Here is a 13,815-nt window from a genome sequence, read left to right as displayed (position 1 = left end):
ACCGCAGGTGTGCGGGGGTAGAAAGCTCCAATGGCTGGAGTTGCGTGTGGTAGGTGGGGGAGGATCCGACGACGCGGCGGACGCGCGACGCGCGGCCGGTTCGCCCTGCTAGCTACCGCCCTGGTGCTACCGCTCGCCGCGGGAGCCGGCCCACTGACCGCGCCCGCCGCGGCCCAGCCCGCGACCGTACCCGCCGAGGCCACGGTGCAGAACGTGATCTGGCTCGGCGACCGCCGGGTGGCACTGTGGGTGAACTCGCCGTCCATGGGCGCGCCCGTGCAGGTACAGCTGCTGCTGGCCAGGGACTGGAACGCCCGCCCGGACGCCAGGTTCCCCGTGCTGTTCACGCTCGACGGCCTGCGCGCCACCGAGGACGAGAGCGGCTGGACCAAGGACGCGGGCGCGGCCGCGTTCTACGCCGACAAGAACGTCACCGTGGTGCTGCCGGTGGGCGGCCAGGCCAGCTTCTACTCCGACTGGCTGCAGCCGAACAACGGCAAGAACTACAAGTGGGAGACCTTCCTCACCAAGGAGCTGCCGCCGCTGCTGGAGAGCCAGTGGCGGGCCACCGATGTGCGCGGCATGCAGGGTCTTTCGATGGGCGGCACGGCGGCGATGTTCCTGGCCGGACGCAACCCGGGTTTCGTCAAGTACGCCGCCTCGTACTCGGGCTTCCTCACCACGACCACCCTCGGCATGCCCCAGGCCATCGAGTTCGCGATGCTCGAGGCGGGCGGTTTCGACTCGGCCGCGATGTGGGGCCCGCCGATCAGCCAGGAGTGGGAGAACCACGATCCGTACGTGCTCGCCGACCGGCTGAAGGGCACCAGCCTCTACGTCTCCAGTGGCAGCGGCGCCACCGGACCGTTCGATCTGGACTCCGGCATTCCCGGCGTGAGCACGAACTACGCGGGCATGGGTCTGGAGATCCTGTCCCGGCTCACCTCGGAGAACTTCGTCACCAAGCTGGCCAAGTTGTCCATTCCGGTGCAGGTCAACTACCGCCCGTCCGGGACCCACTCGTGGCCCTACTGGGATTTCGAGATGCGCCAGTCCTGGACGCAGGCGGCGTCCGCGCTCGGGGTGGAAGCCGACAAGCCCGCGTGCGCGCCCTCGGCGTCGATCGGCGCCGCGCTGGGCGCCAACGGCTGGCTCGGCGAGTGCCTCACCGGGGAGTACCAGGTGGCGGGCGGCGTCGCGCAGGACTTTCACGGCGGTCGCGTGTTCTTCTCGCCGGAGACCGGCGCGCACGCGGTCGGCGGCTTGATCGGTGGCGGCTACCAGGCGGCGCACGGACCCGCGGGCCCGCTCGGCCTCCCGACCGGCCGCGAACACGTGCTGCCCGACGGCCGCGGATGGTTCCAGTCGTTCCAGCACGGCTCGCTGTATTGGACGCCACAGACCGGCGCCCAAGTGGTGCGCGGCGCGATCCTCGACGAATGGGGCAGGCAGGGCTTCGAGCGCGGACCGGCGGGCTATCCGACCGCACCGGAGGTCAAGACGCCGAACAGGGACGGCGCCGTGCAGGCCTTCGAAAACGGCCCGTTCTACTACAGCGCCGCGACCGGCGTGCACCTGGTGCAGGGGCTGATCCTCGGCAAGTACGCCCAGCTGGGATTCGAGAACAGCTGGCTCGGATTCCCTGCGAAGGAAGAACTTCCGCTGAAGGACCTCGGCCGCTACAGCCGATTCGAGGGCGGCAACATCTACTGGAGTCCGCTGTCGGGCGCGTGGGCAGTGCGCAACGGAGCGATGATGGACGCCTGGCAGAGTGTCGGCTTCGAGAACGGCAAACTCGGCTATCCGATCAGCGACGAGTTCGCGATTCCGGGCGGGGTGCGGCAGAACTTCCAGGCCGGGTTCATCACGGTGCGGGGCGGCAAAGCGGAGGTTCACGGCCTTTAATTCCGACCGGTCTGTTGGCTGACTGCCGTCGGCCGGTGCGTCGTTGCCATTACCCTGGGGGCGACCGATCCCCCTTGCCGACAGATCGAGGACTGAATTTCATGCATCGGACCCGTGGAAAGGTACTCGGCGTTGCCATGGCGATCGCCGCAACCGGCCTGCTCGCCGCCTGCGGTGACAACGACTCGACCGCGACGAGCACGCCCACGTTGCCGCCTACGACGACGGCGGTAACGCAGACCCAAGCCCCCGCCGCGCCGACAACTCCGGCCGAGGGCGGCCACGAAGGCCACCAGGAGACCCCGGCCCCCGCGCCCGAGCAGGCTCCGCCGCCTGCCGACACCGCCGCGCCGGAGCGCCCGCAGCCCGTGCCGACGAACCAAGTGCCGCCCGCCGACACCTCCAACCTCACCGAGAAGGACCGCAAGTTCCTCGAGGCGCTGAAGGCGCAGGGCGTGAACCCGTCCAGCCCGGACATCGCGCTCAGCATCGGCAGCTACGTCTGCCAGGGCGTCGCCGCGGGCGCCTCCGAGGCGGACATGACCACGTTCGTCAACGCCATGGCCGGTTCCGATCCCTCCTTCGACCCGGCCAAGATGCCGGTGGAGCAGGCCGGGCAGATCTACATCCAGACGGCCAAGCAGAACTACTGCTAGTGAGTGCTCGTCTCGGTTCGAGACCCCGCCGGCTCCGGCCGGTGGGGTGCCTGGTGGCGCTCGCGGTAGTCGCCTTGATCGTCGTCGTGGTGATCCTGCTCTGGTTCCTGCTCGCCGGGCGGCTGCGGGTGCCGAAGCCGGTTCCCGAACCGCCGAAGCCGCCGACGTCGCAGCCCGCCACCTGTCCGGACGTGCAGATGATCTCGGTGCCGGGCACCTGGGAGTCGAGCAGCAACGACGACCCACACAATCCGACGGCCAACCCGCTGTCGCTGATGCTCAACATCTCCGGGCCGGTGCAGCAGCAGTTCCCTGCCGAGCGGGTCGACGTCTACACCGTGCCGTACGTGGCGCAGTTCTCGAACCCGGTCGCCATCCCGCCGGACGGCCAGCAGTCCTACAACAACAGCCGTTCCGAGGGCGCCCAGCAGATGGTCGACGTGATGGCCGAGCGGGCCCGTGAATGCCCCTTGACCACCTATGTGATCGCCGGGTTCTCGCAGGGCGCGGTGATCGCGGGTGACATCGCCGCGCAGATCGGGGCGGGCAAGGGTCCGGTTCCCGCCGACCGGGTGCTCGGCGTGACGCTGATCGCCGACGGCCGTCGCACCCTCGACACCGGACCGGGCCGGGCCATCCCGATCGGCACGTCGCCGCCCGGTGTCGGCGCGGAGGTCGCGCTGGCGGGCCTGAAGGTGCCCGGCATCACGATGACCGGTCCGCGGGAAGGTTTCGGCGCGCTCGCCGACCGCACCTACACCATTTGCGCCCCAGGCGATTTGATCTGCGATTCGCCGCCGCAGGCGCTGAATCCGGTGAACTGGATTCCCAGCGTGCTCACCCTGGTGCGCGCGGTCGGGAACCCGGTACACGCGCTCTACAACGGATACGTGGTGGACGGCAACGGCACCACGGCGACGCAGTGGACGTCGGCCTGGGCCAGCCAGCTGGTCGAGGGCGCCCCGCGCCCGCCGCATTCGTGAGAAGGCACAAACCACGCTGGCGTAGGCGTGTGTTCGACCATCCGCTGCTGCGGCAACCGCACGGGAGTCCGCAGGCACGTTGTAAAGTGCGCTGATGATCGCGACTTACCCCCGAGTATCGGGGGCAGGAGTCGCGCCGCATTTTCCTTACAGCCAGGAGCATGAGTTCATGACACAAGCCGCCGCCACGGCCGGTGAGCTGACCGCATTGGGCACCCCGTTGCGTCCTTTTCGCTTCGCGGCTGCGGGCGAGGGAAACAAGCAAGAGGGCGGCGCCCGCAAGTTCGTCCAGACGGCGCAACAGGCCGAGGAGTACGGCTACGACGCCTTCGTCGTGCCGGATCACCTCGGTGACCAGATCGGTCCGATCGCCGCGCTCGGCGCACTGACCCAGGCCACCGAGAAGATCCGCCTCGGAACCTCCGTGCTTGCCAACGGCTTCCGGCACCCCGTGGTGCTCGCCAAGGATCTGGCCACCATCGACGTGCTGTCGAAGGGCCGTCTCGAGGTGGGTCTCGGCGCGGGCTGGAAGCAGGACGAGTACCAGGCCGCGGGCTTGGTCTACGACTCTCCGGGGGTGCGTCTCGCCAAGCTGGACGAGGCGCTGACCATCCTGGACGTGCTGCTGCGCGGTCAGGAGTGCACCTTCGAGGGCAAGTACTACCAGGTCAACGGCATCAAGGGCACCCCGCGTCCGCGGCAGGGCCCGCGCCCGCCGATCTGTACCGGCGGCGGCGGACCGAAGATGCTGCGCCTGGCCGCCAAACACGCCGACATCATCTCCGTCGTTCCGGTCACCACCAAGAACGGCAAGGGTCTGCTCTCCGGCATCACCATGGAGAAGACCATCGAGAAGGTGAATCTGATCAAGGAGGCCGCGGGCGAGCGGTTCGATCAGATCGAGCTGAACTGGGCCATCACCGCGATCGTCATCACCGACGACCGGGAGAAGACCGCGGAAATGGCGCTCTCGGCCATCGAGCGCGGCCTGCACCCCGACCTCGAGGTGGACACCAAGCTCTCGGTCGAGGACATCCTGAATTCGCCTTATGTGGCGATCGGGACGTTCGAGGAGATCGCCGAACAAATCCGTCGTGTGCGGCAACTCACGTCGATGTCGTATGTCGGCGTGTTCCCCACCCAGATGGACGCGTTCGCACCGGTTATCCCCCTGCTGCGGGATGAGTGACCGGGTCTTCTCTGTAACATGACTCTGGTTTGAGAACATCTAGCCGATAGCGGTCACCGCGCAGACCGCGTGAAATATCTGCAGGTTTGGCTCTAGGACGAAGAGCACCCGCGGGCGAAAGCGAGTCGGGGCCTCACAGGTGGGTGAACAGGCGGCGGTGCCGCCATCTTGCTGCGTGTGCCTCGGAGGAGAAGAAGGAATGGAAGAGACTTTCGACGATTACCTGGACGAGACCGGGAACATCCGTATTCCCGAGGATCACACCCTGGTCGATCACGTCGAGAAGCACACCCGCAACGACGCGAACACGCTCGCGTACCGCTACATCGACTATTCGCGGGAACGCGATGGCGAGGTACAAGAGCTGACGTGGCAGCAATTCGGTGTCCGGCTGCGCGCGGTGGCCGCCCGACTGCAGCAGGTGACCAAGCCGGGTGACCGGGTTGCGATCCTGGCTCCGCAGGGCCTCGACTACGTGGTTTCCTTCTTCGCCGCCATCTACGCGGGCACCATCTCGGTGCCGCTGTTCGACCCGGACGAGCCCGGCCACACCGATCGCCTGCACGCCGTGCTCGGCGACTGTGAGCCTTCCGCCATCCTGACCGCCAGCTCCTCGGCGGCCGGGGTGCGTCAGTTCTTCCGCGCGCTGCCCGCCGCGCAGCGTCCGCGCATCATCGCCGTCGACGCGATCCCCGACAGCGTCGGCGAGACCTGGGTGCGCCCGGACATCAAGATCGACGACATCGCCTACCTGCAGTACACCTCGGGTTCGACCCGGGTTCCCGCGGGCGTGGAGATCACCCACCGCGCCGTCGGCACCAACCTGCTGCAGATGGTCCACTCCATCAACCTGGACTGGAACTCGCGCGGCGTCACCTGGCTGCCGCTGTTCCACGACATGGGCCTGCTGACGGTGATCCTGCCCGCGGTGGGCGGCAAGTACATCACCATCATGTCGCCGAGCGCGTTCGTGCGCCGCCCGTACCGCTGGATCAAGGAACTGGCCGCGGTCTCCGACGGAGCCGGAACCTTCGCCGCCGCACCGAATTTCGCGTTCGAGCACGCCGCGGCACGCGGTCTGCCGAAGCCGGGCGAGTCGCTGGATCTGTCCAACGTCATCGGCCTGATCAACGGCAGCGAGCCGGTCACCACCTCCTCGATGAAGAAGTTCAACGAGGCCTTCGCGCCGTTCGGCCTGCCCAAGACCGCCATCAAGCCCTGCTACGGCATGGCCGAGGCGACGCTGTTCGTCTCGGCGACCAAGGCCGAGGACGAGGCCAAGGTCGTCTACGTCGACCGCCACGAGCTCAACGCGGGCCGGATGGTCCGGGTCGAGCAGGACACCGAGAACGCCATCGCGCAGGTGTCCTGCGGTTACGTGGCGAAGTCGCAGTGGGCAGCGATCGTGGACCCGGAGACCGTCGAGAGCGACGGCGGCGGCCACGAGCTGCCCGACGGCCGGGTCGGCGAGATCTGGCTGCACGGCAACAACATGGGCATCGGCTACTGGGGCAGGCCCGACGAGACCGCGAAGACCTTCCAGAACAAGGTCACCGAGCCGCTCGCCGAGGGCAGCCACACCGAGGGCGCCGAGGCCGACGCGCACTGGATGCGCACCGGCGACTACGGCGTGTACTTCGAGGGCGAGCTCTACATCACCGGTCGCGTGAAGGACCTGGTGATCGTGGACGGCCGCAACCACTACCCGCAGGACCTGGAGTACTCGGCGCAGGAAGCAAGCAAGGCGCTGCGCCCCGGCTTCGTCGCCGCGTTCTCGGTGCCCGCCAACCAGCTGCCCGCCGAGGTCTTCGAACAGGGCAGCCACTCGGGCCTGAAGACGTTCGACGCCGACGACGCCTCCGAGCAGCTCGTCATCGTCGGCGAGCGCGGGCCGGGCGCAGGCAAGGCCGACCCGCTACCGATCGCCGACGCGGTGCGCGCGGCCGTCTCGCAGCGCCACGGCGTCACCGTGCGCGATGTGCTGCTGGTTCCCGCGGGTTCGATCCCGCGCACCTCCAGCGGCAAGATCGCCCGGCGGGCCTGCAAGACTGCTTATCTGGAGGGAACTCTGCGGGGCGGTTACACCCAGCAGGCTTTCCCCGATGCACCGGAAGAGTAATCACGGGTGAGCTGAAGGCCGACCATCGACGCTCGGCGCGGATCTCATCCACGCCGCGCGTCAATCCACGGCGCGCCCGGTACGCAGACAGGTAGCTTGAGGAATTGATGGCTGACAACGAGGGCACGCCCCAGACGACCGAAACCGCGTCCGCCGCCTCGGAAGGCACGGCAGCGCCCGCCGCCCCCGAGATCTCGGTGGCCGAACTGCGAGAGTGGTTGCGCCGCTGGGTCGCCGAGGCGACCGGGCAGCCGATCGAGCAGATCACGGTGGATCGTCCGATGGAGGAGTTCGGGCTCGCCTCGCGCGACGCCCTCGCTCTCGGCGGCGACATCGAGGAACTCACCGGTGTGGTGCTGAACGCGACCGTCGTCTACAAGCACCCGACCATCGCGTCGCTGGCCGAGGTCATCGTGCACGGTGAGCCCGAGGCGCCCGAGGAGTCGGCCGACGACGCTTTCTACACCGCCGGTTACACCCCCGGCGAGGCACACGACATCGCGATCGTCGGCCTGTCCACCCGGCTGCCCGGCGCCGGCGACACCCCGGAGTCGACCTGGGAGTTCCTGATCAACCGCGGCGACGGCATCCGGGAAGCGCCCGAAGGCCGGTGGTCGGAGTTCCTGAGCGAGCCCGAGATCGCCAAGGCGGTCGCCGAGGGCAATACGCTCGGCGGCTACCTGGACCAGGAGGTCGTCAAGGGCTTCGATGCCGAGTTCTTCGCGATGTCGCCGATCGAAGTCGAGCGCGTCGATCCGCAGCAGCGACTCATGATGGAGCTGACCTGGGAGGCGCTCGAGCACGCCAGGATTCCGGCGAGCGAGCTGCGCGGTGAGTCGGTCGGTGTCTTCATCGGTTCGTCCGCCAACGACTTCCAGTTGATCGCGGCGCTCGGCCTCAGCGGTGAGCAAGACCCCAACTTGCCCGCGACGGCCCAGGGCTACGCCATCATGGGCAGCGTCTCCAGCATCATCCCCAACCGGGTGTCCTACTTCTTCGACTTCCGCGGTCCGTCGGTCTCCGTCGATACGGCCTGCTCGTCGACGATCGTCGCCGTGCACCAGGCGGTGCGGGCGCTGCGCGACGGCGATGCCGATCTGGCGCTGGCGGGCGGCATCAACATGATCCTGACGCCGATGGCCACCCTCGGCTTCGACATGGGCGGCGGCGTCGCGAAGGACGGCCACATCAAGGCCTTCTCCTCCGACGCCGACGGTATGGTCCGCTCCGAGGGCGGCGGCCTGGTCGTGCTGAAGCGCTTGACCGACGCGGAGCGGGACGGTGACCGGATTCTCGCGGTCGTCAAGGGCTCCGCGGTCAACAACGACGGTCGTTCCAACGGTCTGCTGGCGCCCAACCCGGACGCGCAGGCCGACGTGCTGCGCGCGGCCTACCGCGACGCGGGCATCAAGCCTTCCACCGTCGACTACATCGAGGCGCACGGCACCGGCACCCCGATCGGCGACCCGATCGAGGCCGACGCGCTCGGCCGGGTGATCGGTCGCGGTCGCGACGCCGACAAGCCCGCTCTGCTCGGCTCGGCCAAGACCAACTTCGGGCACCTGGAGTCCGGCGCGGGCGCGGCCAGCCTGGCCAAGGTGCTGATGGCGTTCCAGCACAACGTCATTCCGCCGAACATCAACTACGCGGGCCCGAGCCCGTTCATCCCGTTCGAGCAGGCGCGCCTCAAGGTCGTCGACGAGCCGACCGAATTCCCGCGCTACAGCGGCGTCGCCACCGTCGGCATCTCCGGCTTCGGCTTCGGCGGCACCAACGCCCACGTCGTGCTCCAGGAATATGTGGCGGCCGCTGCCGCGCCCGCTGAGGGGGGAGCGTCCGCTGCCGCGCCCGCTGAGGGCGCGGCTGTGGAGGTGTCTGCTGAGCAGAACGCTGAGGTTGTCGCCGAGGTCGAGACGGAAGTTGTCGAGGCTGCGGTTGCCGAGGTGGAAACCGTCGAGGCGCCCGCCGAATGGTCGGTCGAGCGCGAAGAGCCGCTGCCCGTGATTCTCGCGGTGTCCGGTTACCTGCCCTCTCGCCGTAAGCGGGCCGCCGCGGTGCTGGCCGACTGGCTGGAGTCCGACGCGGGCCGTGACGTCCCGCTGGCCGACGTAGCCCGTTCGCTGGCGAAGCGCAGCCACTGGCGTTCGCGTGGCGCCGTGCTGGCCAAGACCCATGAGGAGGCCGTCGCCGGTCTGCGCGCCATCGCCGCGGGCAAGCCGGGCACCGGCGTCTTCACCGCCGACGCCCCCGCCGCGCAGAGCCCGATCTGGGTGCTCGCCGGTTTCGGCGCGCAGCACCGCAAGATGGGCAAGCAGCTCTACCTGGAGAACGCGATCTTCCGCGCCACCGTCGACCAAGTCGACGAGCTGGTGCAGGACGAGGCCGGTTACTCGATCCGCGAGCTGATGCTGGACGACACCCAGGACTACAACGTCGGCACCTCGCAGGTCGGCATCTTCACCATTCAGATCGGCCTTGCCGCGCTGCTGCGCGCGCACGGGGCCGAGCCCACCGCCGTCGTCGGCCACTCGATGGGCGAGGTGGCGGGCGCCTACATCGCGGGCGGCCTCGCGCTCGAGGACGCGGTGCGGGTGATCTGCGCCCGTTCGCGCCTGATGGGCGAGGGCGAGGCGATGATCAGTGACGCCGACGTGCGCAATATGGCGCTGGTCGAGCTGAGCGCCGCCGATATCGAGGCGATGCTGCCGGAGTACCCGGACGTGGAGGTCGCGGTGTACGCCGCGCCGACCAACACGGTGATCGGCGGTCCGACCGAGCAGGTGCAGGCGATCGTCGCCAAGGTCGAGGAGGCGGGCAAGTTCACCCGCGTGCTCAACACCCGCGGCGCGGGCCACACCTCGCAGATGGATCCGCTGCTCGGCGAGCTGGCCGCGGAACTGGCGGGCATCGAGCCGACCCGCATGAAGTCGGGTCTGTACTCGACGGTGAACAAGGAGGAGTTCTACCGCCCCGGCCACGACCCGATCCACGACGAGGACTACTGGGTCAAGAACATGCGCCACAGCGTGTACTTCACCAACGCGGTGAAGCTCGCGGTGGACTCCGGGCACACCACCTTCCTGGAACTCGCGCCGAATTCCGTTGCGCTGATGCAGGTTCTCGGCACCACCTTCGCGGCCGGGCTGCACGACGCGCAGCTCATCCCGACGCTCAAGCGTAAGGAAGACGAGTCGGCGGGCGTGATCTCCGCGCTGGCCCAGCTCTACGTGCACGGCCACGCGGTCGACCTGCCCTCGCTGCTGCCCGCGGGCGAGTACGCCGACGTGCCGCGAACCGTGTTCGTGCGCAAGGAGTTCTGGCCGCAGAGCCGGATGTCCACCGGAAGCGGCAACACCAAGGTTCCCGGCGCGCACGTCGCGCTGCCGGACGGCCGCCACGTCTGGGAGGTCCAGGCGGGCGTCGTCACCGACCTGGCCGCGCTGGTGAATTCCGCTGCGGCGCAGGTACTCAGCGATGTCGCGGTGGGCGCGTCGATCACCCACGGCGCGCCGCCCGCCGCCGGAACACTGACCACCACGCTGACCCCGCACCTGGGCGGTGCCTCGGCGCAGGTGCACGCCAAGGAGGGCAACGCCTTCCGCCTGCTCTTCGAGGCCGTCGTTAGCTCCGGCGCCGCGCTGCCGGAAACCGCTGTCGCGCAGCCGGTCACCGAGACCGTGATCGCGACCGTCGCGGAGCCCGAGGTCGTGGAGACCTTCGGCGACCGGTGGGACCCCAGCGGCAGCCAGACCATCGAGGACCGGCTCGCGATCATCGTCGCCGAGTCCATGGGCTACGCCGTCGAGGACCTGCCGATGGAGATCCCGCTCATGGAGCTGGGTCTGGACTCGCTGATGGCCATGCGCATCAAGAACCGCGTCGAGTACGAATTCGACATCCCGCAGCTGCAGCTCCAGGCCGTGCGCGACGCCAACCTCAACGAGGTCGGCAAGGTGCTGCGCTACGCCATCGAGCACCGCGACGAGGTGCAGGCCATCGCCGACAAGCAGGCCGCGGGCGAGGAGATCGCCGTCGACGGCGACTTCATTTCCGCCGCTCGCTCCGCCCTGGAGGCGGGCGAGGATCCGGCCGCCGCAGTGAAGGCCGTTGCGGGAGAAGCCGTTCCGGGTGAAGCCGCTCCGTCTGAGGCCATTCCGGCTGAGGCCGTCGCGGGTGGGGCCGTTCCGGGTCTCGATGCCGAGAACACGACGGTCGTGGCCGAGGCGGAAGCGATTGTCGCCGCGGCGGAATCGGCCGCGCAGCCCGCGACACCGGCCGTGGCTCCCGCCGAGGCCGCCGCGGTCTTCGGTGGTCAGCAGAGTTCGGCCGACGAGACCGGTGTGCCGCCGCGCGACGCCGCGGAACGGCTGACCTACGCGAGCTGGGCGGTGGTCACCGGAAAGTCCGCGGGCGGCATCTTCGATACCCTGCCGATCCTCGAGGAAGAGATCGCCGAGAAGCTGGCGGCTCGCCTCACCGAGCGGGTGGGCGCCGAGATCACCATCGACGACGTGCTCGACTCCGAGACCATCGAGCAGTTGGCCGACGTGGTGCGCCAGCTCCAGGACAGCGGCGCCGACGTGGACGGTTTCATCCGGCCGCTGCGGGTGCGTGCCGAGGGCTCGAATGCGGTGCCGGTCTTCGTGTTCCACCCCGCCGGTGGCAACACCCTGGTGTACGAACCGCTGCTCAAGCGGCTGCCTGCCGACACCCCGATGTACGGCTTCGAGCGGGTCGACGGCTCGATCGAGGAGCGTGCCCGCCAGTACGTGCCCGAGCTGCGCAAGATTCAAGGCAACGGGCCGTACGTGCTGTACGGCTGGTCGCTGGGCGCGGTGCTGGCGCTGCAGGTCGCGCAGCTGCTGCGGGCCGAAGGCGCCGACGTGCGCATCGTCGGCCTGATCGACCTCGCGATCCCGGTCGAGGAAGAGGACAACAGCCCCGCCGAGCGGGTTCGCCGGATCGAGCGCTTCCAGGCGTTCGCGCGGAAGACCTACAACGTCCAGGGCGAGCTCGACCGTGAGCAGCTGGAGACGTTGGCCGCCGCCAGCGACGAAGAGCAGTACAAGATGATCACCGACCTCGTCAAGATGAGCGGTGCGAAGATCCCGGGCGGTGTGCTCGAACACCAGAAGACCTCGTGGATCGAGAACCGGGCGCTGCAGCAGATCCAGCCCGGCCGCTACGACGGCGACGTCGTGCTCTACCTCGCCGATCGCTACCACGACGGCGCGATCGAACTCGAGCCGCGCTACGCCGACCGGCGACCCAACGGCGGCTGGGACGAGTTCATCGAGAACCTCGAGATCGTGCACATCCCCGGTGATCACCTGCAGATCGTCGACGAGCCACGGATCGGCAAGATCGGAGCCGACCTGAGCACGAAGCTCGCGGCAATCTAGGCGAAAGGGGCACAGTGAGCACTACTGCCGAGAAACTCGCCGATCTCCGTAAACGTCTCGAGCTGGCGCAGGAACCGGCAGGTGAAGCGGGGGTCGCGAAGCGGGCGAAGAAGGGCATTCCCAGTGCCCGCGACCGGATCGGCATGCTGCTCGATCCGGGCACCTTCGTGGAACTCGGTGCGCTGGTTCGCAAGCCGGGTGATCCCGCCGCGCTGTACGGCGACGGCGTGGTCACCGGCCACGGCCTCGTGGATGGCCGCCCGGTGGCGGTGTTCTCGCACGACCAGACCGTGTACGGCGGCTCGGTGGGCGAGATGTTCGGCCGCAAGGTCGCCTACATCATGGAGTACGCCGCCAAGGTCGGCTGCCCGGTCGTCGGCATCAACGATTCCGGCGGCGCTCGCGTGCAGGAGGCGGTCACCTCGCTGGCCTGGTACGCGGAGCTGGGCAGACGCCAGGAGCCGCTGTCCGGCCTGGTGCCGCAGATCTCGATGATCCTCGGCAAGTGCGCGGGCGGCGCCGTGTACGCCCCGATCAACACCGACGTGGTGGTGGCGACCGAAGAGGCGTACATGTTCGTCACCGGGCCCAAGGTGATCCGCGAGGTCACCGGCGAGGACGTCAGCCTCGAGGAGCTCGGCGGCGCGCAGAGCCAGGCCGAGTACGGCAACATCCATCACGTCGCCAAGGACGAGCAGGCCGCGTTCCAGTGGGTGCGCGACTATCTCGGCTTCCTGCCGACCAGCTGCCAGGAGCTGGCTCCGATCGTGAACCCCGGCCTGGAGCCGGAGGTCACCGATTCCGACCGCGAGCTGAACTCGATCGTGCCCGACTCCGACAACGCGGGCTACGACATGCACGAGATCCTGCTGCGCATCTTCGACGACGGCGATTTCCACGAGATCGGCGCGACCGCGGGGCGCAACATCATCACCGGCTTCGCCCGCATCGACGGCCGCAGCGTCGGCGTGGTCGCCAATCAGCCGATGGTGTACGCCGGCGCGCTGGATGCCCGCGCCTCGGACAAGGCGGCGCACTTCGTCCGGCTCTGCGACGCCTTCGAGCTCCCGCTGGTCTTCGTGGTCGACACGCCCGGCTTCCTGCCCGGTGTGGAACAGGAGAAGATCGGCGTCATCAAGCGCGGCGGCCGCTTCCTGTTCTCCTTCGTGGAGGCGAGCGTGCCCAAGGTGACGGTGGTGATCCGCAAGTCCTACGGCGGCGGCTACGCGGTGATGGGCTCCAAGCAGCTCGGCGCCGACGTGAACCTGGCCTGGCCGACGGCCCGCATCGCCGTGATGGGCGCGGAGAGCGCGGTGAGCCTGATCGGGGCCAAACAGATCGAGGCCGCGCCGGAGGACCAGCGCGCCGCGATGCGGCAGCAGATGATCGATTTCTACAACGCGACCGTGGCGACGCCGTGGGTGGCCGCCGAGCGCGGATACATCGACGCCGTCATCGAGCCGTCCAGCACCCGGCTGGAGCTACGCCGGGCGCTACAACTGCTGAAGGACAAGCAGCTCGCGCGCAACCCGCGCAAGCACCACCTGCTGCCGCTGTGACT

7 protein-coding genes are annotated in these 13,815 nt (G+C 68.7%); all 7 read left to right on the top strand.

Annotated elements, in window-relative coordinates:
- Positions 1–30 precede the first annotated feature (30 nt).
- The 7 genes from NL1_RS08625 (at position 31) to NL1_RS08595 (ending at position 13,813) form a co-directional block, all read left to right on the top strand.
- On the top strand, positions 31–1,905 hold the full coding sequence (locus tag NL1_RS08625; RefSeq protein WP_084510408.1) for an alpha/beta hydrolase-fold protein: 1,875 nt from the start codon (positions 31–33) through the stop codon (positions 1,903–1,905).
- Positions 1,906–2,006: 101 nt separating this feature from the next.
- Positions 2,007–2,561 carry a DUF732 domain-containing protein gene (locus NL1_RS08620; RefSeq protein WP_067836174.1) on the top strand — a complete coding sequence of 185 codons (555 nt, stop codon included), beginning with the start codon at positions 2,007–2,009 and terminating at the stop codon, positions 2,559–2,561.
- Positions 2,561–3,544, top strand: a complete 984-nt coding sequence (locus tag NL1_RS08615) for a cutinase family protein (RefSeq protein ID WP_084510407.1) — start codon at positions 2,561–2,563, stop codon at positions 3,542–3,544. The genes NL1_RS08620 and NL1_RS08615 overlap by 1 nt, the downstream gene beginning before the upstream one ends.
- Before the next feature lie 169 nt (positions 3,545–3,713).
- The gene (locus tag NL1_RS08610) at positions 3,714–4,733 is read left to right on the top strand and encodes an LLM class F420-dependent oxidoreductase (protein WP_067836170.1); all 1,020 of its coding nucleotides are present in this window, start codon (positions 3,714–3,716) and stop codon (positions 4,731–4,733) included.
- 199 nt (positions 4,734–4,932) lie between these two features.
- Positions 4,933–6,852 carry a long-chain-fatty-acid--AMP ligase FadD32 gene (fadD32, locus tag NL1_RS08605; protein WP_067836169.1) on the top strand — a complete coding sequence of 640 codons (1,920 nt, stop codon included), beginning with the start codon at positions 4,933–4,935 and terminating at the stop codon, positions 6,850–6,852.
- Positions 6,853–6,959: 107 nt separating this feature from the next.
- On the top strand, positions 6,960–12,254 hold the full coding sequence (pks13, locus tag NL1_RS08600; protein ID WP_067836167.1) for a polyketide synthase Pks13: 5,295 nt from the start codon (positions 6,960–6,962) through the stop codon (positions 12,252–12,254).
- 14 nt (positions 12,255–12,268) lie between these two features.
- Positions 12,269–13,813, top strand: coding sequence for an acyl-CoA carboxylase subunit beta (locus tag NL1_RS08595; RefSeq protein ID WP_067836164.1), 1,545 nt, complete (start codon positions 12,269–12,271; stop codon positions 13,811–13,813).
- Positions 13,814–13,815 lie beyond the last annotated feature (2 nt).

Origin of the sequence: Nocardia lijiangensis NBRC 108240, assembly GCF_001613045.1 — a bacterium.
Classification (GTDB): Bacteria; Actinomycetota; Actinomycetes; order Mycobacteriales; family Mycobacteriaceae; genus Nocardia; species Nocardia lijiangensis.
This window is presented reverse-complemented; position numbering and strand designations above follow the sequence as displayed.

Coding starts and splice junctions, on each gene's coding strand:
- NL1_RS08620 (WP_067836174.1), top strand. CDS start 2,007: ATGCATCGGACCCGTGGAAAGGTACTCGGCGTTGCCATGGCGATCGCC.
- NL1_RS08625 (WP_084510408.1), top strand. CDS start 31: ATGGCTGGAGTTGCGTGTGGTAGGTGGGGGAGGATCCGACGACGCGGC.
- fadD32 (WP_067836169.1), top strand. CDS start 4,933: ATGGAAGAGACTTTCGACGATTACCTGGACGAGACCGGGAACATCCGT.
- pks13 (WP_067836167.1), top strand. CDS start 6,960: ATGGCTGACAACGAGGGCACGCCCCAGACGACCGAAACCGCGTCCGCC.
- NL1_RS08610 (WP_067836170.1), top strand. CDS start 3,714: ATGACACAAGCCGCCGCCACGGCCGGTGAGCTGACCGCATTGGGCACC.